The organism is Anoxybacillus kestanbolensis (genome assembly GCF_001996285.1).
Lineage (GTDB): Bacteria > Bacillota > Bacilli > Bacillales > Anoxybacillaceae > Anoxybacillus > Anoxybacillus kestanbolensis_A.
The window spans coordinates 482,844-501,826 of sequence record NZ_MQAD01000005.1 but is presented as its reverse complement, the minus strand read 5'-3'; the positions used below and the strand labels follow the sequence as shown (position 1 = coordinate 501,826).

Annotated in this window: 22 protein-coding genes; all 22 read left to right on the top strand. The window is 43.1% G+C overall.

Annotation, left to right across the window (positions count from 1 at the left end; genetic code table 11):
• The first annotated feature begins 161 nt into the window (after positions 1 to 161).
• Positions 162 to 365: a DUF2768 domain-containing protein gene (locus BO219_RS04880; RefSeq protein ID WP_004889822.1), complete on the top strand. Its 204-nt coding sequence runs from the start codon at positions 162 to 164 to the stop codon at positions 363 to 365.
• A gap of 15 nt (positions 366 to 380) precedes the next feature.
• A complete protein-coding gene (locus tag BO219_RS04875) occupies positions 381 to 1,103 on the top strand; it encodes a hypothetical protein (RefSeq protein WP_077428618.1) in 723 nt (240 codons plus the stop codon).
• A 124-nt stretch (positions 1,104 to 1,227) separates the two neighbouring features.
• Positions 1,228 to 2,706 (top strand): stage IV sporulation protein A, encoded by a 1,479-nt coding sequence (spoIVA, locus tag BO219_RS04870; RefSeq protein WP_006319427.1) that lies wholly within the window; start codon positions 1,228 to 1,230, stop codon positions 2,704 to 2,706.
• Positions 2,707 to 2,965: 259 nt separating this feature from the next.
• A complete protein-coding gene (locus BO219_RS04865) occupies positions 2,966 to 3,238 on the top strand; it encodes an HU family DNA-binding protein (protein ID WP_003394524.1) in 273 nt (90 codons plus the stop codon).
• A 111-nt stretch (positions 3,239 to 3,349) separates the two neighbouring features.
• Positions 3,350 to 3,913, top strand: a complete 564-nt coding sequence (gene folE / locus BO219_RS04860) for a GTP cyclohydrolase I FolE (RefSeq protein WP_077428617.1) — start codon at positions 3,350 to 3,352, stop codon at positions 3,911 to 3,913.
• A 10-nt stretch (positions 3,914 to 3,923) separates the two neighbouring features.
• Positions 3,924 to 4,151 (top strand): trp RNA-binding attenuation protein MtrB, encoded by a 228-nt coding sequence (mtrB, locus tag BO219_RS04855; RefSeq protein ID WP_004889838.1) that lies wholly within the window; start codon positions 3,924 to 3,926, stop codon positions 4,149 to 4,151.
• 60 nt (positions 4,152 to 4,211) lie between these two features.
• Entirely contained in the window at positions 4,212 to 4,859 is a 648-nt protein-coding gene (locus tag BO219_RS04850) for a heptaprenyl diphosphate synthase component 1 (RefSeq protein WP_077428616.1), read from the top strand.
• A gap of 24 nt (positions 4,860 to 4,883) precedes the next feature.
• Positions 4,884 to 5,597 carry a demethylmenaquinone methyltransferase gene (locus BO219_RS04845; RefSeq protein WP_077428615.1) on the top strand — a complete coding sequence of 238 codons (714 nt, stop codon included), beginning with the start codon at positions 4,884 to 4,886 and terminating at the stop codon, positions 5,595 to 5,597.
• Positions 5,598 to 5,608: 11 nt separating this feature from the next.
• The gene (gene hepT, locus BO219_RS04840; protein WP_077428614.1) at positions 5,609 to 6,571 is read left to right on the top strand and encodes a heptaprenyl diphosphate synthase component II; all 963 of its coding nucleotides are present in this window, start codon (positions 5,609 to 5,611) and stop codon (positions 6,569 to 6,571) included.
• Between the two features lie 107 nt (positions 6,572 to 6,678).
• Complete coding sequence (gene ndk / locus BO219_RS04835; RefSeq protein ID WP_004889845.1) at positions 6,679 to 7,125, top strand: nucleoside-diphosphate kinase; 447 nt, start codon at positions 6,679 to 6,681, stop codon at positions 7,123 to 7,125.
• A gap of 98 nt (positions 7,126 to 7,223) precedes the next feature.
• On the top strand, positions 7,224 to 7,994 hold the full coding sequence (locus tag BO219_RS04830) for a CheR family methyltransferase (protein WP_077428613.1): 771 nt from the start codon (positions 7,224 to 7,226) through the stop codon (positions 7,992 to 7,994).
• Positions 7,995 to 8,102: 108 nt separating this feature from the next.
• On the top strand, positions 8,103 to 9,272 hold the full coding sequence (aroC, locus tag BO219_RS04825) for a chorismate synthase (RefSeq protein ID WP_077428612.1): 1,170 nt from the start codon (positions 8,103 to 8,105) through the stop codon (positions 9,270 to 9,272).
• Positions 9,272 to 10,408, top strand: coding sequence for a 3-dehydroquinate synthase (aroB, locus tag BO219_RS04820; RefSeq protein WP_077428611.1), 1,137 nt, complete (start codon positions 9,272 to 9,274; stop codon positions 10,406 to 10,408). Before aroC ends, aroB begins: the two co-directional genes overlap by 1 nt.
• Positions 10,371 to 10,751: a chorismate mutase gene (gene aroH, locus BO219_RS04815; protein ID WP_004889854.1), complete on the top strand. Its 381-nt coding sequence runs from the start codon at positions 10,371 to 10,373 to the stop codon at positions 10,749 to 10,751. The genes aroB and aroH overlap by 38 nt, the downstream gene beginning before the upstream one ends.
• A gap of 169 nt (positions 10,752 to 10,920) precedes the next feature.
• Positions 10,921 to 12,426, top strand: a complete 1,506-nt coding sequence (trpE, locus tag BO219_RS04810) for an anthranilate synthase component I (RefSeq protein WP_077428610.1) — start codon at positions 10,921 to 10,923, stop codon at positions 12,424 to 12,426.
• Positions 12,419 to 13,429: an anthranilate phosphoribosyltransferase gene (gene trpD / locus BO219_RS04805; RefSeq protein WP_077428609.1), complete on the top strand. Its 1,011-nt coding sequence runs from the start codon at positions 12,419 to 12,421 to the stop codon at positions 13,427 to 13,429. Before trpE ends, trpD begins: the two co-directional genes overlap by 8 nt.
• Positions 13,422 to 14,183, top strand: coding sequence for an indole-3-glycerol phosphate synthase TrpC (gene trpC, locus BO219_RS04800; protein ID WP_077428608.1), 762 nt, complete (start codon positions 13,422 to 13,424; stop codon positions 14,181 to 14,183). The genes trpD and trpC overlap by 8 nt, the downstream gene beginning before the upstream one ends.
• Complete coding sequence (locus BO219_RS04795) at positions 14,180 to 14,815, top strand: phosphoribosylanthranilate isomerase (RefSeq protein WP_077428607.1); 636 nt, start codon at positions 14,180 to 14,182, stop codon at positions 14,813 to 14,815. The genes trpC and BO219_RS04795 overlap by 4 nt, the downstream gene beginning before the upstream one ends.
• Positions 14,809 to 16,005, top strand: coding sequence for a tryptophan synthase subunit beta (gene trpB / locus BO219_RS04790; protein WP_006319457.1), 1,197 nt, complete (start codon positions 14,809 to 14,811; stop codon positions 16,003 to 16,005). The genes BO219_RS04795 and trpB overlap by 7 nt, the downstream gene beginning before the upstream one ends.
• Positions 16,002 to 16,841, top strand: coding sequence for a tryptophan synthase subunit alpha (gene trpA, locus BO219_RS04785; protein ID WP_006319458.1), 840 nt, complete (start codon positions 16,002 to 16,004; stop codon positions 16,839 to 16,841). Before trpB ends, trpA begins: the two co-directional genes overlap by 4 nt.
• Positions 16,783 to 17,898: a histidinol-phosphate transaminase gene (gene hisC / locus BO219_RS04780; protein WP_077428606.1), complete on the top strand. Its 1,116-nt coding sequence runs from the start codon at positions 16,783 to 16,785 to the stop codon at positions 17,896 to 17,898. Before trpA ends, hisC begins: the two co-directional genes overlap by 59 nt.
• Positions 17,880 to 18,983, top strand: coding sequence for a prephenate dehydrogenase (locus tag BO219_RS04775; protein ID WP_006319460.1), 1,104 nt, complete (start codon positions 17,880 to 17,882; stop codon positions 18,981 to 18,983). The genes hisC and BO219_RS04775 overlap by 19 nt, the downstream gene beginning before the upstream one ends.

The following is an 18,983-nucleotide window of genomic DNA, read 5'->3' as shown; positions in this document are numbered from 1 at the left end:
ATGTGAAGAGCGCTTTGTTATAGATATTGCATACAATGCTATGAAAACATTCTCAGACTTGAATGGATGGTGCATGTTTAGTCATCGTCTGAAGTAAAGACGCCCCGCTTTACTTCAGCTTTTTTATGTAACGACGGGATCAAAGAAAGAGAGGGAGAGCGATGTCACCAGGTCTTTTAAAAATGTGGATTTCATTAACAGGAATCGGGTTAATGTTTGTTGCCGTATTTTCGATTTATTTTAGTCGATATAAGGTAAAAAACAAGATTATCAAAATCATTTTAGCGACGATTGCATACATAAGTATGATCATCGCTGGCCTTATTATCGTATTTGTCGTATTTAGCGGGCCGGTTCAAGAATAAAAGGATGGATGAAAGATGAAAAAGTGGCTATATTCTATAATGATTGCTATTTTATCGGTCTTATTATCTGGATGTTTATATCCGCAAGAACGATTAGCACAAAACGAAATCCCGTATAAAGAACAAGTTGATCGTGTGCAACAAGCTGTAAATGAGTATCGACAGGCGACAGGTGGATTACTACCAATTAAAACACGTGATATGTCTACACCCATTTATCAAAAATATCCGATTGATTTCAATTTGCTTGTGCCGCGATATATGGCTGAACCGCCAGGAAACGCATTTGAAAGCGGCGGGGTGTATCAATATGTTCTTGTTGATGTAGAAACAAATCCGACAGTAAAATTACTAGACTTAAGAGCGGCAGAAGCGATTCGCGATTTAAAATTGCGCATTCGTATGTATCAAGACGCTCATGGTTACCCGCCATTTAAAGAGATGTTAGCGAAAGGGGTATTTACGCTCGATTACAAAAAACTTCGTTTAGATGCACCTCCTCATGTCGTCAGCCCATATTCAGGAAAAAATCTTCCGCTCATTATTGACGGCAAAGGAGAAATTTATATCGACTACCGCATGGATTTGTACGAAAAACTGCAGACAGAGGCGCATAACTATCGATACGGGGACGATATTCGCGATTTGCTTGTCAAGCATTCGCTTTTCGTGCCTGCATATTCCCTTCCTTATACGATTGATGAAAAGAAAAAAGAGCCAATTTTTCTTGTGAAATAAGTCATGATCCCTTCTCTAAATAAATACATTTTAGAGAAGGGATTTTTTTAGTCATAAACAAATAGGACAACAACATATGCATATAATGTCCTCATATGTTTTAAATATAAGGGAGGGAAGGCAGTTGGAAAAGGTCGATCTTTTTAAAGATATTGCTGAACGAACAGGCGGAGATATTTATTTAGGAGTTGTCGGTGCTGTTCGAACAGGAAAATCGACATTTATTAAAAAGTTTATGGAACTTGTTGTCATTCCGAATATTCAAAATGAAGCAGATAAAGCTCGGGCACAAGACGAACTGCCACAAAGTGCGGCGGGAAAAACGATTATGACGACAGAACCGAAATTTGTTCCAAACCAAGCGGTAAAAGTAAAAGTAGACGATGGACTTGAAGTGAACATTCGTCTTGTCGATTGTGTCGGTTATACTGTACAAGGCGCAAAAGGGTTTGAAGATGAAAACGGGCCGCGCATGATTCATACACCATGGTATGAAGAACCAATTCCGTTTCAAGAAGCGGCAGAAATCGGTACACGAAAAGTTATTCAAGAACATTCGACGATTGGTGTTGTCATTACAACCGATGGCTCGATTGGAGAAATTCCGCGCGAAAATTATGTCGAAGCGGAAGAACGTGTCGTCAACGAATTAAAGGAAGTTGGTAAGCCGTTTATTATGATTATCAATACAGTACGTCCACAACATCCAGAAACAGAAACGCTAAAACAGCAATTAAGCGAAAAATACGACATTCCAGTGCTAGCCTTGAGTGTGGAAGGAATGCGGGAAGCCGATGTGTATCAAGTGCTCCGTGAAGCATTATATGAATTTCCAGTATTAGAGGTGAACGTCAATTTACCAAACTGGGTAATGGTATTGCGCGAAAACCATTGGTTGCGTGAGAGCTATCAAGATGCGGTGCGTGATACTGTGAAAGATATTAAGCGATTGCGCGATGTCGACCGCGTTGTGCAGCAATTTAGCGAATATGACTTTATTGACGAAGCACGTTTAGCTGGCATTGAAATGGGGCAAGGCATTGCCGAAATTGATTTATATGCTCCAGATGAGTTGTACGATCAAATTTTAAAAGAAGTTGTCGGTGTTGAAATTCGCGGGAAAGATCATTTGTTGCAATTAATGCAAGATTTTGCTTATGCGAAAGCGGAATACGATCAAATTGCCGATGCGCTTCGCATGGTGAAACAAACAGGTTATGGCATTGCTGCTCCGTCGCTTTCTGATATGAGCTTAGATGAACCGGAAATTATTCGTCAAGGATCTCGCTTTGGCGTGCGGCTAAAAGCTGTGGCACCGTCCATTCATATGATTAAAGTGGATGTGGAATCGGAATTTGCACCGATTATCGGAACAGAAAAACAAAGCGAAGAGCTCGTCCGTTACTTAATGCAAGATTTTGAGGACGATCCGCTTTCCATTTGGAACTCTGATATTTTTGGTCGTTCGCTCAGCTCCATTGTTCGCGAGGGCATTCAAGCGAAACTAGCACTTATGCCTGAAAATGCCCGTTATAAATTAAAAGAAACGTTAGAGCGTATCATTAACGAAGGCTCCGGTGGACTAATTGCGATCATTTTATAAAAAGACTCCGTTTGGGGTCTTTTTTGCTTTGAAACAAAAATTTTCTCTTGCAGTAAAAAAGCGCGATATGATAATCTTTATTCAGAAAATGTTAGGTTCGTTGGAGAATAATAGGCAAATTGCATGATTTTACTCGAAAAATGTTGAATTATGAACAAGAATCAGTTAATATAAGGCATGTTAATGTATAGAAACAATAGAAAGTGTAAACAACTGAAAGTAATGTATGATACATATGCTTTGGGAGGAGGTGAATGGCATGAACAAAACGGAATTAATCAACGCGGTAGCTGAAGCAAGCGGACTTTCTAAAAAAGATGCATCTAAAGCGGTTGATGCTGTTTTTGACGCAATTACAGAAGCGCTTAAAAACGGCGATAAAGTGCAATTAATCGGTTTTGGTAACTTCGAAGTACGTGAGCGTGCGGCGCGCAAGGGACGCAACCCGCAAACAGGAGAAGAAATCGAGATTGCTGCAAGCAAAGTTCCTGCTTTCAAACCTGGGAAAGCGTTAAAAGATGCTGTAAAGTAAGAAATTACATACAGCCAAAAGAGGTAGCCGGTTGCGAGCTGCCTCTTCTTTTTTGCCTTTTTTCATCTTTATATGCTAGAATCGGATTACGTGAAGTTGAATGGTAGGAGGATGCAACAAATGAATGTACAACAAATTGAACAAGCGGTTCGCTTAATTTTAGAAGCGATTGGCGAAGATCCAAATCGTGAAGGGTTGCTCGATACACCGAAGCGGGTAGCAAAAATGTATGCGGAAGTGTTTTCTGGTTTAACCGAAGATCCGAAAGTGCACTTGCAAACGGTATTTAGTGAAGACCATGAAGAACTTGTCCTCGTCAAAGACATTCCGTTTTACTCAATGTGTGAACATCATCTCGTTCCGTTTTTTGGTGTGGCCCACGTCGCATACATTCCACGTGGCGGAAAAGTGACGGGATTGAGCAAACTAGCACGAACGGTTGAAACTGTTGCGCGACGACCGCAATTACAAGAACGAATTACAGCAACGGTAGCCGATGCCATTATGGAGACACTCGAACCGCATGGGGTGATGGTTGTTGTTGAGGCTGAACATATGTGTATGACGATGCGTGGTGTGAAAAAGCCAGGAGCGAAAACAGTTACAACTGCGGTACGTGGAACGTTTGCAACAGATGACAAAGCTCGTTCCGAAATATTAGCGCTGATTAAATAGGAGGGATTGTATGATGCAAGGTGATTATGTGGTGATTAAAGCGTTAGAAGACGGAGTGAATGTCATCGGGTTAACGCGTGGTTCAGATACGCGCTTCCATCATTCTGAAAAGCTTGATCAAGGGGAAGTGCTCATTGCGCAATTTACAGAGCATACATCAGCGATTAAAGTGCGCGGAAAAGCACTTATTCAAACGCAACATGGCGAAATCCAATCTGATGCGAAAAATCATCGTTAACGTGAAGAAGGTTTATGATATAATAAAGTTTGAGTTTTTGGGAAGCAAGGGTGATGAGTCATGAATATGCAACAGCAAATCGAACAAGTACGAACGCGCATTCAACGGGCAATCGCCCATTCGTATGTAGATCGCTATATACAACCACGCATGATCGATGAGGATCGTATATCGTTTGCTCTTTCTATGTTACGTTCGGCTCAAGTGGAAGAAAACATCGCGCTCGATTATGTGTTTGCTATGATGTTAATTCAACTCGCCCTTGACACCCATGATGAAGTAGATGAGCAACAAATTTCACAACAAAAGCAGTTGACTGTACTTGCGGGAGATTTATATAGCGGATTGTACTACGACTTTTTAGCGCGACGACACGACATTTCACTCATTCGTCGTTTTGCCGAAGCGATTAAAGAGATCAATATACAAAAAATTCGCTTGCAGCAATTGTCGTCAAATGATCTTGAGCGCTTTCATTGCATCGCTGTCATTGAATCTGCGTTGCTTCGGCAGCTTGCAGAACATGTTCATGCTCATGAGTGGGGGGAAGTGGCGTATTACTTATTTGCGCTAAAACGTGTTTATCGTGAGAGAGCGAAGTTGGAGGCCTTGAATTACATCGATCACTGCAAGCGAAAATTACAAGATCTTCTCCCGTTTCATGTACACAAAGAAGTAAAAGAGCAATTCTCTCATCTCCTCGTTTGATTTCAGTTGAAAGAAGGGGATTTTATGCAACAATCAAAAGAAGAACGTGTGCATCGCGTGTTCGAAAAAATTTCTGATCATTACGATCGGATGAATTCTGTTATTAGCTTTAAACGTCATGTCGCATGGCGGAAAGATACGATGAAACGAATGAACGTACAAAAAGGAACGAAAGCGCTCGATGTATGTTGTGGAACGGCAGATTGGACGATCGCGTTAGCCGAAGCCGTTGGACCTAACGGTGAAGTGTATGGACTCGATTTTAGTCGTAATATGCTAAAGGTTGGGGAGGAAAAAGTAAAAGAACGCGGTTTTCAGCACGTGACACTCGTACATGGCAATGCGATGAGCTTGCCGTTTCCTGATAACACGTTCGATTATGTCACAATCGGTTTCGGATTGCGAAACGTTCCTGATTATATGACAGTGTTAAAAGAAATGTATCGCGTCGTAAAACCAGGCGGAAAAGTTGTTTGTTTAGAAACATCACAACCGACGCTCATCGGTTTTCGACAGCTGTACTATGCGTATTTTCGTTATATCATGCCTTTTTTTGGGAAAATTTTCGCGAAAAGTTACGAAGAATACTCGTGGTTGCAAGAGTCAGCACGTGAATTTCCAGGAATGGACGAGCTAGCGGATATGTTTCGGCAGGCTGGTTTTGTAAACGTACAAGTGAAACCGTATACGTTTGGAGTGGCAGCGATGCATCTCGGACATAAACCTGATGGACGTTAAGGTGAATTATAATGAAGCTAAAAGCGATGTATTCGTTTTTGAACGGGGATTTAAACAAAATTGAAGAACAATTAAAGTTGACCGTGCAAGCGTCTGATCCGCTCGTCAATGAAGCATCGTTACATTTGCTTGAGGCGGGTGGAAAGCGCATTCGACCGGTGTTTGTTTTGCTCGGTGGACAATTTGGTACATATCATTTTGAGAAGATGAAGCGAGTAGCTGTCGCGCTCGAGCTCATTCATATGGCATCTCTTGTCCATGACGATGTGATTGACGGGGCGATGTTACGACGCGGAAAAGAGACGATTCAAGCGAAATGGGGCGATCGGTTCGCGATGTATGTTGGTGACTATTTGTTCGCTCGGGCGCTTGAGCAAATGTGCGAAATTGATGATCCAGTTGCCCACCGCATTTTAGCTAACACCATTGTGGAAGTATGTCGAGGGGAAATTGAGCAAATTAGTGATAAATATCGATTCGATCAAAATTTACGTCGCTATTTGCAACGAATTAAAAGAAAAACGGCGTTGCTCATTGCGGCAAGTTGTCAACTTGGCGCGGTCGTAGCAGGAGCGCCAGAAGCTGTGCATAAAACATTGTATTGGTTTGGTTATTACGTCGGTATGTCGTTTCAAATTACAGACGACATTCTTGATTTCATTGGAACAGAAAAACAACTCGGCAAACCGGCAGGAAGCGACTTATCACAAGGGCATGTGACGCTCCCTGTTTTATATGCAATGAAAGAGCGGACGGTAAAAGAACAAATTATGAAAGTAAACGAACATACGACAAATCGTGAAATGGCGGATGTCATTGATGGGATTAAGCGAACAAATGCGATTGAAAAATCGTATGAGCTTGGGGATCGCTATTTGCAAAAAGCACTCGATACGTTACAAAAACTGCCACGCAACCGTGCTTGGACCGCGCTTTATAACATTGCAAAGTATATTGGTAAGCGAAAATATTAAAAAATTAAATCGTTTTCATGGCGAATATTGCTAATTTGCGTACGAAATGATATAATTGCAAGGGAGTCAGTTCCAATACATAACGTATCAGGGGTGGAGAATTCGTCATGGAAAGAACATTTCTAATGGTCAAACCAGATGGGGTACAACGCGGTGTTATCGGTGACATCGTTGCTCGTTTTGAGCGCAAAGGTTTTCAGCTTGTTGGTGCAAAGTTGATGCAAGTATCGCGTGAACTTGCTGAACAACATTATGCGGAGCATAAAGAGCGTCCGTTTTTCGGTGAGCTCGTTGAATTTATTACGTCCGGTCCAGTATTTGCGATGGTATGGGAAGGCGAAAATGTTATCGCAACAGCTCGTCAAATGATGGGGAAAACGAACCCACAAGAAGCGTTGCCAGGCACAATTCGCGGTGATTTCGGCTTAACGGTCGGAAAAAATATTATTCACGGCTCTGACTCGAAAGAGAGCGCGGCGCGCGAAATTCAACTATTTTTCAAAGAAGAAGAACTCGTTTCCTACAGCAAGCTAATGAACGAGTGGGTATATTAAAAAAGGTAGGCACATGCCTATCTTTATTTTTTTATTTCTGTTTTTTCACATTTTCGTTATACTGTATGTATGAAAGAAAAGGAAGAGGAGTTTTTTGTATGAGTGATTATCAACAATTTATTGCAAACGTGAAACGAAAAACAGGCATCGATTTAGCACTATACAAAGAAGCGCAAATGAAACGGCGATTAACTTCTCTCTATGAAAAGAAAGGATTTAAAAATTTTGATGAATTTTTTCGGGCGATGAATCATGACCAAGCGTTGTATCATGAGTTTTTAGACCGCATGACGATTAACGTATCTGAATTTTTCCGCAATGCAAAACGATGGGAAGTGTTGGAGAAAAAAATTATTCCGAAACTTCTTGAAAAAAACAAACGGTTAAAAGTATGGAGCGCTGCCTGCTCAACTGGAGAAGAACCGTATACATTGGCCATTATTTTATCTAAGTTCATGCCATTATCGCAAGTATCTGTATTAGCTACTGACATTGATGATAACGCCATGGCTCGTGCGAAGCTTGGTATTTATATGGAGCGTTCCCTTCAAGAAGTGCCAGAGGACGTGAAGAAAAAATTTTTTGTCAAAGAAGGATCTCACTATAAAATTATCGATGACATTAAACGAACAGTGACGTTTAAAAAACATAATTTGCTTGCCGATCCATTTGATACAGGTTTTGACTTAATCGTTTGCCGCAACGTACTTATTTACTTTACGGAAGAAGCAAAACATGAATTGTACTTAAAGTTTAATCGCGCTCTTCGCCCTGGGGGAATTTTTTTCGTTGGTAGTACGGAACAAATTTTTAATCCGACGGCATACGGTTTTGAAGTAGAAGATACGTTTTTTTATCGAAAAATGTAGTTGCGGCCGAATTCGGTCGCTTTCTGTGCAATTAAGGGGTTACGTCCGCGGGAAAAATGTGCTATATTCATACATAATCGCTTTAAAGAGATGAAGGGAGAGAGAGAATTGCGGTACTTAACAGCTGGTGAATCACATGGTCCACAGTTAACAACCATTATTGAAGGCGTCCCTGCAGGATTGACGCTTTTAGCGGAACATATTAACGAAGATTTGGCGCGCCGACAAAAAGGATATGGTCGCGGGCGACGCATGCAAATTGAAAAAGATGAAGTAAAAATTTTAAGCGGTGTCCGTCATGGAAAAACGCTCGGTTCTCCGATTACACTCGTCGTTGAAAATCGCGATTGGAAACATTGGACGAACATTATGGGTATCGAACCGCTTACTGATGATACAGAAGAAGTGAAACGAAAAGTAACACGCCCACGTCCGGGACATGCGGACTTAAATGGAGCAATAAAGTATGGTCATCGCGATATGCGCAATGTGCTAGAGCGCTCTTCTGCACGTGAGACAACGGTGCGGGTGGCAGCAGGAGCGGTAGCGAAGCGTATTTTAGCAGAATTAGGTATTCGTATCGCCAGTCACGTCGTTGAAATTGGTGGGGTAAAGGCGGAACATACCGCATACACATCGCTTGAGGAATTACAACAAGTGACAGAACAATCTCCTGTTCGCTGTTTTGATGCAGAAGCGGAAAAAAAGATGATGGCGGCCATTGATGAAGCGAAAGAAAAAGGCGATTCGATTGGTGGAATTGTCGAAGTCATTGTTGAAGGTGTTCCAGTTGGTGTCGGGAGCTATGTGCATTACGACCGAAAGTTAGATGCAAAAATTGCCGCGGCGATCGTGAGCATTAACGCATTTAAAGGCGTTGAGTTCGGTATCGGATTTGAAGCGGCACGTCGCTTTGGAAGCGAAGTGCACGACGAAATTATATGGAACGAAGAAACGGGATATACGCGCAAAACGAACCGACTTGGCGGATTTGAAGGCGGGATGACGACGGGTATGCCGATCGTTGTACGCGGAGTGATGAAGCCGATTCCGACGTTATATAAGCCGCTTATGAGTGTCGATATTGAGACAAAAGAACCGTTTGCGGCAAGCATCGAACGCTCTGATAGTTGCGCAGTCCCAGCAGCAAGCGTCGTGGCTGAAGCTGTTGTAGCATGGGAAATTGCGAATGCTATTGTCGAACAATTTGGACAAGATCGCATCGATTTGATCATCGAAAATGTCGAAGCGATGCGCCGGTACGCAAAGGAGTTTTAATGATGAAACGCATTCACATTGATACGCCATCAAAACGGTACGAAGTCGTCATTGGAAATGAAGTGCTGCATATGATCGATCGCGTGATCGATCGTGTTTGTCCGCATGTAACAGCTGTGCTCATTATTACAGATGAAACCGTTGCTTCGCTTTACTTAGATGACGTGAAGAAAACGCTCCATCAAACGTATGATCGTGTGTACACGCATATTATTCCGAGTGGAGAAGAAGCGAAGTCATTTGAACAATTTTATGCATGCCATACGGCAGCGTTAACAAATCATCTCGATCGTCATTCGTTAATTGTTGCGCTCGGGGGAGGGGTCGTCGGAGATTTAGCCGGTTTTGTTGCAGCGACATATATGCGCGGCATTCGTTTCATTCAAGTACCGACAACGCTACTTGCGCACGATAGTGCTGTTGGAGGAAAAACGGCTATCAATCATCCGCTTGGAAAAAATATGATCGGAGCTTTTTACCAGCCTGAACTCGTTTTTTACGATATTTCCTTACTCCATACGCTTCCTGAACGAGAAATGAGATCAGGTTTCGCAGAAATTATGAAACACTCCTTAATTTATGATCGCGCTTTTTTCGGCTGGTTACAAGCGAACGTGCAACAGCTAGATGATTTACGTGGCGATCGTTTGCAATATGCGATTCAAAGAGGGATTGAAATTAAAGCAGCTATTGTCGCCAAAGATGAAAAAGAGCAAGGGGTTCGCGCTTATTTAAACTTTGGTCATACGCTCGGTCATGCTTTAGAAAGTGAACTCGGCTATGGGGTAATGACGCATGGAGATGCGGTTGCCCTCGGCATGTTATTTGCTATTTTTGTGAGCGAGCGTTTTTACAATCAACCGCTTTTTTATTCGTCATTTCGGACGTTATTCCATCGTTACGGTTTTCCGACATCCCTTCCGTCACACGTATCGCCTGAACGTTTGCTCGACAAAATGAAAAAAGATAAGAAAGCGAAAGATAAAACGGTGCGTATGGTGCTAATGAAAGAGATCGGAACCGTATGTGTTGAACAAATAAGCGATGAACAACTATTGCGATGGTTATACGCGTTTGCCGAAGAAGGGAGAGGAAAGTGTGATTCGAGCGATTCGCGGGGCAACGACGGTAAATGATAACGATGAACGAGAAATTATAGACGAGACGAAGCGATTGCTGACAGAAATGATTCGTCAAAACGATGTACATGCAGAAGATGTTGTATCCATTCTTATTTCGATGACAGATGATTTAAACGCCACGTTTCCAGCTAAGGCATTGCGTCATTTCGATGGTTGGACGTATGTTCCTGTTATGTGTATGCGAGAAATTAACGTTCCTCATGCATTGCCGAAATGTATTCGCGTCATGATGACTGTACATACGAAGCGCTCACAGCAAGATATTCACCACATATATTTACGTGATGCCGTCCAGCTTCGGCCAGACTTACAGTTGACAAAAAAGTCAGACATATAATATGATGATTTATGAGCTAGTTGAGTAGAGTAAGAGTTGAGTAGAGAATGAGTGAGAGCGGAGCAGAGGATCATTAGGATACGTACGCCTAAAGACTGCCCGTCTTTAGGCTTTTTTGTTTCCCCCTTCGTTTCCTCTCATGTTCATTCTCCAAGAAAGGAGAACGATCATGGATATAGCTACATTTTTACAAACAGCTTCCCAGTTTCGAACGATTCCGATTGTACGCCGTTTTTTTGCAGATACGTTTCAACCGATTCAGCTATTGATGGCGTTACGCGATGAGGCAGCGTTTTTGCTTGAAAGCAAGGACGATATGTCCCCTTGGTCGCGCTATTCATTCATCGGCATTCACCCGTTTGTATCGATTGAAAGCGATGACGGCAAACAATTTTTTGTGAAAGAGCAACAGCAAGTGCTCGCGTGTACAGCAACAATACAAGAAGCATTTGCAATGATGCAACGTCATTTAAACGTTCAACTGTTATCATTAGACGTCCCATTTCGTGGAGGAGCTGTCGGTTATATTAGCTACGATTTTATTTCTTCCATTGAGAAAGTCCCATATCATGCGTATAACGATTTGCAAATGAAAATTGTCCATTTTGTCGTTTGTGAATCACTTTTCGCCTTCGATCATGTAAAAAAAGAGCTATTACTTATTCATTACGTTCGTTTAACAGAAATGGATGATGAAGTAAAACAAGCCGAGAAATACGAGGCTGCTTGTCGAAAAATAGATGAGCTGGCACGCAAAATCGTTCACGGTTATGATGAGCAAGCGCACATGATGGTTGATCCGAATATACCGGTTTCGTTTGAGCGTGTGTATTCAAATATGGACAAACAAATGTTTTATAAAGCGGTTCAAAACATTCAAACGTACATTGCAAGTGGAGACATTTTTCAAGCCGTTTTGTCGCAACGATTTGCGATCGAAACGCCCATTGATGGAATCGAGCTATATCGCTTGTTGCGTCTATTAAATCCATCGCCATATTTATTTTATTTAAAACTTAGTGAAGAACATATTGTTGGCAGTTCCCCAGAAAAACTGATCCAAGTACGAAACAGAGAGCTTGAAATTGATCCAATTGCAGGGACGCGGCGTCGCGGTAAAAATGAGCACGAAGATGCGGCGCTTATGAACGAGTTACTTCATGACCCAAAAGAGCGAGCGGAACATTACATGCTTGTCGACTTAGCTCGCAACGACATCGGTCGCGTTGCAAAATATGGAACGGTGCGCACCCCACAATTGATGCAAATCGGGAAGTTTTCGCACGTTATGCATTTAATTTCAAAAGTAACGGGAACGCTTCGCGATGACGTTCACCCGCTTGACGCGCTCCTTGCGGCTTTTCCTGCCGGGACGGTGAGCGGAGCACCAAAAATTCGGGCGATGCAAATTATTCAAGAGTTAGAGCCGACCGCCCGCAACGTATATGCGGGAACGATTGCATATATCGGCTTCGATGGCAACATTGATTCGTGCATAGCAATTCGCACAGCAGTATTAAAAAATAAAGTGGCATATGTGCAGGCTGGTGCTGGAGTTGTTGCCGATTCATCGCCTGCACTGGAGTGGAAAGAAACGAGAAATAAGGCGAGCGCCTTAATTCATGCCATTCAGCTTGCAGAACGCGTATTTAAAGGAGGGGAACAACATGTTTGAACGATTTTTGCATAAATGTGCCGCCCAACAAACGTTAACGGAACAAGAGGCGTATGAGGCGATGCATGCGATGATGAGCGGGGAAGTGGACGAAAAACAAGTAGCTGCTTTTTTAGTTTTGTTGCGTTTTCGCGGTGAAACGGTCGATGAGCTTGTTGGTTTTATTCGGGCGATGCGTGAACGAATGCGAACGGTTTCGTTCGACGAACCGGTCATTGATACGTGTGGAACAGGTGGAGACGGAAAAGGGACGTTCAATATTTCGACAGCGGTGGCCTTGCTTGTCGCATCGCTCGATATCCCTGTTGCGAAGCATGGCAATCGTGCCGTCTCATCGACAAGCGGAAGCGCCAATGTGATCGAGCATTTCCTTATTCCGATGCCAAAGACAGAAGAAGAAGCAAAGCAAGCATTGCGTACACATCGGCTCGTTTTTTTATTCGCTCCCTTTTATCACGAGGCGATGAAACATGTTGCACCTGTTCGCCAAAGCTTAAAAATGCGCACAGTATTTAATTTGCTCGGTCCGCTTGTCAACCCAGCTCTCCCAAAAAGGCAAATTATTGGCGTACCTAATGAAAAAGATGCACGAAACATGGCGGAAGCACTACAACAAATCGGAACAGAACATACGGTGTTTGTCACAAGCAGTGATGGGTTAGATGAATGTAGCATCGCCGCAGAAACGCAATTGATTGAACTAAAAGACGGTCATATGACTCAACACATCATCACACCAGAAGACGTAGGATTACCGCGCGACTGTTTATCTGACATATGCGTTCGTAGCGTAAGCGAGAGCGCCAACCTTATTGAACGTGTATTTGCTCAACGTGCAAATGAAAGTGCGACAAATATCGTTTTACTAAATGCCGGCGTTGCTTTATACGTTGCTGGTGCAGCATCGGATATTGCTGATGGAGTCGATATGGCGAAGCGAGCCATTGAAACCGGTCGTGCTTATGCGTATTTACAACGATTGCGAGGTGTGATGTATGCTTGAGGCAATTTTGCAAACAAAGAGAGAAGAAGTGGCATCGTTACAATTGCCTGAAATGTACGAACAACTTCCACGCCGTTCGTTTTACGATGCTTTAGCAAAACCGCATCGTGTTTTAGGACTGATTGCAGAGGTGAAAAAAGCATCACCATCGAAAGGAATCATTCGACAACATGTGAATGTTGTTGATATTGCCCGCTCATACGAACAGGCAGGTGCGGATGCCGTGTCTGTTTTAACAGATGAACGATATTTCGCTGGCCATCGTTCGTATGTGACGCAAGTGAAACGACACGTGCAAATCCCAATTTTACGTAAAGACTTTATTATTGATCGCAAACAACTTATCGAAAGTGTGCGTATTGGGGCAGATGCGATTTTACTCATTGGTGAAGCGCTTGATCCGAGTTTTTTGCATGAACTATATGAAGAAGCGCACGAAATGGGATTGCAATGTTTAGTAGAAGTGCACGCTCCAAAAACAGTTGAAGCGATTTTAAAACGTTTCACACCGAAAGTGATTGGTATTAACAATCGTGATTTAACGACGTTTCACACATCGCTTCATGTCACAAAACAAATTGTTCCGCTTTTGCCTCCGTGCATCATTGTGAGTGAAAGTGGCATTCACACATACGATGACATGCAGACGGTACAGCAAGTTGGTGCGCACGCGATGCTTGTTGGCGAAGCATTGATGCGGAAGCCAGCTGTCGATGTAGCCATTTATGAATTATTTGGGGAGCGTGAAATATGACCGTTTTAAAATATTGTGGCAATCGTTCGTTGCAAGATGTGCAACGTGTTGCCAAAAGCCAAGCAGATTATATCGGGTTTGTTTTTGCTGAAAGCAAGCGGAAAGTCGAACCGGAAAATGTGAGACGATGGCTATCTGGCGTTGAACTTGGCGAGAAAAAAATCGTTGGCGTTTTCGTTCATCCAACGATCGTGTCTGTCGCGTCTGTTGTTGAACACGTTCCTTTATCGATCATTCAATGTCATGGAATGGAGACGATGCAAACGGTAAAGCAACTAAAAGAAACGTTTCAACTTCCTGTTTGGAAAGTCATTCATCATGCCCCAGAGGCGTGGACATATATGCGCGCTTGGAAAGGAATCGCGGACGGCTTTGTTATTGATAGCGGTCGGAAAGGAGCGTGGGGCGGAACAGGCATCTCGTTTGATTGGAGCGTTGTTCCGTATTACATGGAAGAAGCGACTCGCCAAGGTGTTCCATGCTTCATTGCTGGAGGCATTACGCCGAACAATGTTGAGCAATTGTTAGTCTATAAACCGTTTGGTATAGACATTAGTAGCGGAATTGAAGAAAACGAGCATAAAAGTGAACAAAAAATAAAACAAATTGAACAGAAGGTGAAAATATGTTGACATTGCCAAATGAACGTGGTCGCTTTGGTATGTTTGGTGGAAAGTTTGTTCCAGAAACATTAATGCGTCCGTTAGCTGATATAGAGCGCCAATTGCATGAAGCATTGGCTGATCCTTCGTTCCATGCGGAATATATGCATCATTTGTATGAATATTCAGGTCGTCCGACCGCCTTAACATTTGCAAAAAACTTGACAGAACGATTAGGCGGGGCGAAAATGTACTTTAAACGTGAAGACTTAAACCATACAGGTGCCCATAAAATAAACAACGCGATCGGGCAAGCGTTGTTAGCAAAACGAATGGGAAAACGAAAAATTATCGCTGAAACAGGTGCAGGACAGCACGGCGTAGCCGCAGCGACCGTCGCCGCTCGTTTTGGGATGGAATGCAAAGTATTTATGGGTGAGGAAGATGTGAAACGGCAATCATTAAACGTATTTCGTATGAAACTACTTGGTGCACAAGTCATTCCAGTAACAAGCGGCAATCGTACATTAAAAGACGCAACAAATGAAGCGATTCGTTATTGGGTGGAGCATTGTGACGATCATTTTTACATGATTGGTTCCGTCGTTGGTCCGCACCCATATCCAATGATGGTGCGTGAATTTCAACGTATTATCGGCGAAGAAGCGCGCGAACAAATGTTAAAAGCAGAAGGAAAACTGCCGAACACAATCATTGCTTGTGTTGGCGGTGGAAGTAATGCGATCGGAATGTTCCATCCATTTTTAGATGATGATGTTGAATGTATTGGCGTTGAGGCAGCTGGAAAAGGTGTGCATACGACGGAGCATGCCGCAACGATAACAAAAGGAACAAAAGGTGTCATTCATGGTTCCCTCACATACGTATTGCAAGATGAGCACGGTCAAATTGCGGAGCCGTATTCGATTTCGGCTGGTTTAGATTATCCAGGTGTTGGACCAGAGCATGCATATTTAGCACATATTGGACGCGTTCGTTATGAGAGTGTAACGGACGAGGAAGCGATTGCAGCACTTCAAATGACTGCAGAAACAGAGGGAATCATTCCAGCAATCGAATCTGCGCATGCGCTCGCCAAAGCGTTTCAAATCGCCCCCCTTCGTTCAAAACATGAAACGATTCTCGTTTGTTTATCAGGAAGAGGCGATAAAGATGTACAAACGGTGATGAACTATTTGGAAGGGGATGAACGGAAATGAAACATTTTATTCCATTTATCGTGGCGGGCGATCCGTGTGAAGAGGTGACGATCGATTTAGCTATTGCTCTTGAACAGGCAGGTGCAACGATATTAGAACTCGGTGTACCGTACTCCGATCCGCTTGCAGATGGGCCGATTATTCAACGGGCAGCGAGTCGAGCTCTAAAAAATGGAATGACCTTAACAAGAGCGCTTGAACTCATCGGGCGAATGAGAAAAAAAGGTGTAAAAATTCCGATTATTGTCTTTACGTATTACAATCCTGTGTTACAATTAGGAGAAGAACGCTTTTTTGCTTTAGCGCAACAAAATGGTGCGAGCGGCGTACTCATTCCAGATTTACCGTTTGAAGAAAGCGAGCATATGAGAACATTAGGCGACACATATGACATTCCTTATATTTCACTTGTCGCTCCAACGTCTCATGAGCGCATCGCGATGATTGCATCGCAAGCCCAATCGTTTTTATATTGCGTGTCATCATTAGGTGTGACGGGCATTCGGGATTCATTGCCGAAGCAATTGCACGAATTTTTGCAACAAGTAAAATCATATAGCCGTGTTCCTATCGTCGTTGGATTTGGTATTTCTACGGCTGAACAAGTAGAGCGACTTCAACATATATGTGATGGTGTCGTTATCGGTAGCGCCATCGTAAAAAAGATTGAACAGCTTCAAGACGAATTGAACGATGCGCATACGCGTTCAAATGCGCTCATCGCTTTTTCCCAATATGTCGCTTCGCTCATTGAACCATTGAAAAGGGTGAGGAAAAATGAAAGTGAAACAACAACTGAAACAACTAAAACCGTATCAACCGGGCAAACCGATTGAAGAAGTAAAACGCGAATATCAGTTAGAAAAGGTAATGAAACTTGCATCAAACGAAAATCCGTACGGATGTTCACCGCTTGTTCGACAAGCTGTGATGAAAGAGCTCGATGATTTAGCGTTGTATCCTGATGGATACAGTCGCACGTTGCGCGAGGCGCTCGCAGCGCACATTGGTATTAGTGAAAAACAACTTATTTTCGGAAATGGCTCTGATGAAGTCGTTCAAATCATTTGTCGGGCATTTTTACAAAAAGGAACGAACACGGTAATGGCTACGCCGACGTTTCCACAATATCGTCATAATGCGATCATCGAAGGCGCGGAAGTGCGCGAAATTCCGCTTCAAGACGGACATCATCATTTAGAAGCGATGCTTGAAGCGATCGATGATAATACGCGCGTCGTTTGGATTTGCAGTCCAAACAACCCGACAGGGACGTATGTTAATGACGCATCTTTACGCGCTTTTTTAAACAAAGTGCCACAACATGTGCTCGTTGTTGTCGATGAGGCGTATTATGAGTACGTGCAAGCGGAAGATTATCCGAATACGGTTTCTTTGCTTCAACAATATGAAAATATGATGATTTTACGCACGTTTTCTAAAGCGTACGGGTTAGCCGCACTTCGTATCGGATATGGCATTGCACATGAACATCTTCTGCAAGCGATTGAGCCAGCGCGTGAACCGTTCAATACGTCTCGTCTTGCTCAAGCCGCTGCGTTCGCTGCATTAAAAGACCAAACATTTATTCAACAATGTGCACAAAAAAATAAACAAGGTTTAGAGCAATTTTACTCATTTTGTGAGGAGCATAGTTTGCGCTATTACAAGTCGGAAGGGAATTTTATTTTAATTGATTTCGGCTTTAGTGGTGACGAAGTATTTACGTATTTACTCCAGCGCGGGATCATCGTTCGTTCAGGATGCGCCCTCGGCTTTCCGACAGCTGTGCGCATTACAGTCGGATCGGCAGAACAAAACGAAACAATCATTCGTGCGTTAACACACATGTTGAAAGAAAGAAGGGACTCATTTTGCAAGGAAACGTTTTAGTTGCCGGTCTCGGCTTAATTGGCGGTTCAATTGCGCTTGCGATCAAGCGAGCGCATTCGGACGCGACAATCATTGGATATGACGTATCAGATGAATCGATGCGCCTAGCGCGTTCGCTCGGTGTCATTGACGAAGCGGTACCGTCGTTTGCTCATGGTGCATGTGAAGCGGATGTCATTGTGCTTGCTGTACCTGTTGTTCAAACAGAGCAATTGCTTCGAGAATTAGCTCATCTTCCGTTACGATCGCACGTCATTGTAACCGATGTTGGAAGCACAAAAGAGCGCATTGTCGAACAAGCGTTGCCACTATTAGAAAAAGGGGTAGCGTTTATCGGTGGACATCCGATGGCTGGCTCGCATAAAAGCGGTGTTGTTGCTGCGCGTGCCCATTTATTTGAAAATGCTTTTTACATTTTAACACCAACAGAACATGTGAAAGAAGAAGATGTCATACGACTAAAACATTGGCTTGAAGGAACGAAAGCCCACTTTGTTATGTTAACGCCGAGGGAGCACGACCGCATCGCCGGTGTTATTAGCCACTTTCCGCATATCATTGCTGCAAGCCTCGTTCATCAGGCACAACAATATGAGCGAGAAGATGAACTGGTAAGCCGATTAGCCGCGGGTGGCTTTCGTGATATTACGCGCATCGCTTCAAGTAATCCGGAAATGTGGCGCGATATTTTTATACATAATAAAGAGGAATTGTTGCAACTGTTTGATCGCTGGATCGAGGAAATGAAAAAAATTCGTACGTATGTTGCTGATGGGGATAGTGAGCGCATTTATCACTATTTTCATGAAGCAAAACAGTTTCGTGACGGGTTGCCTGTTCGAACGAAAGGGGCGATCCCTTCCTTTTACGATTTATACGTCGATGTGCCAGACTACCCGGGGGTTATTTCAGAAATTACAGGTTATTTAGCAAAAGAGCGCATTAGCATTACAAATATTCGCATTATCGAAACGCGTGAAGATATTTACGGTGTGCTTCGTTTAAGTTTTCAAACAGAAGATGACCGTCAACGAGCGAAACGTTGCATTGAAGCGAATACGAACTATGAAACGTACGTTGTGTAA

Bases quoted from the DNA above. Each gene is read 5' to 3' on its own strand.
- trpB (WP_006319457.1), top strand. From the start codon at position 14,809: ATGTTGACATTGCCAAATGAACGTGGTCGCTTTGGTATGTTTGGTGGA.
- BO219_RS04830 (WP_077428613.1), top strand. From the start codon at position 7,224: ATGAGTGATTATCAACAATTTATTGCAAACGTGAAACGAAAAACAGGC.
- hisC (WP_077428606.1), top strand. From the start codon at position 16,783: ATGAAAGTGAAACAACAACTGAAACAACTAAAACCGTATCAACCGGGC.
- ndk (WP_004889845.1), top strand. From the start codon at position 6,679: ATGGAAAGAACATTTCTAATGGTCAAACCAGATGGGGTACAACGCGGT.
- trpC (WP_077428608.1), top strand. From the start codon at position 13,422: ATGCTTGAGGCAATTTTGCAAACAAAGAGAGAAGAAGTGGCATCGTTA.
- folE (WP_077428617.1), top strand. From the start codon at position 3,350: ATGCAACAAATGAATGTACAACAAATTGAACAAGCGGTTCGCTTAATT.
- aroB (WP_077428611.1), top strand. From the start codon at position 9,272: ATGATGAAACGCATTCACATTGATACGCCATCAAAACGGTACGAAGTC.
- BO219_RS04880 (WP_004889822.1), top strand. From the start codon at position 162: ATGTCACCAGGTCTTTTAAAAATGTGGATTTCATTAACAGGAATCGGG.
- trpD (WP_077428609.1), top strand. From the start codon at position 12,419: ATGTTTGAACGATTTTTGCATAAATGTGCCGCCCAACAAACGTTAACG.
- mtrB (WP_004889838.1), top strand. From the start codon at position 3,924: ATGATGCAAGGTGATTATGTGGTGATTAAAGCGTTAGAAGACGGAGTG.
- trpE (WP_077428610.1), top strand. From the start codon at position 10,921: ATGGATATAGCTACATTTTTACAAACAGCTTCCCAGTTTCGAACGATT.
- BO219_RS04850 (WP_077428616.1), top strand. From the start codon at position 4,212: ATGAATATGCAACAGCAAATCGAACAAGTACGAACGCGCATTCAACGG.
- BO219_RS04795 (WP_077428607.1), top strand. From the start codon at position 14,180: ATGACCGTTTTAAAATATTGTGGCAATCGTTCGTTGCAAGATGTGCAA.
- trpA (WP_006319458.1), top strand. From the start codon at position 16,002: ATGAAACATTTTATTCCATTTATCGTGGCGGGCGATCCGTGTGAAGAG.
- hepT (WP_077428614.1), top strand. From the start codon at position 5,609: ATGAAGCTAAAAGCGATGTATTCGTTTTTGAACGGGGATTTAAACAAA.
- BO219_RS04875 (WP_077428618.1), top strand. From the start codon at position 381: ATGAAAAAGTGGCTATATTCTATAATGATTGCTATTTTATCGGTCTTA.
- BO219_RS04845 (WP_077428615.1), top strand. From the start codon at position 4,884: ATGCAACAATCAAAAGAAGAACGTGTGCATCGCGTGTTCGAAAAAATT.
- BO219_RS04865 (WP_003394524.1), top strand. From the start codon at position 2,966: ATGAACAAAACGGAATTAATCAACGCGGTAGCTGAAGCAAGCGGACTT.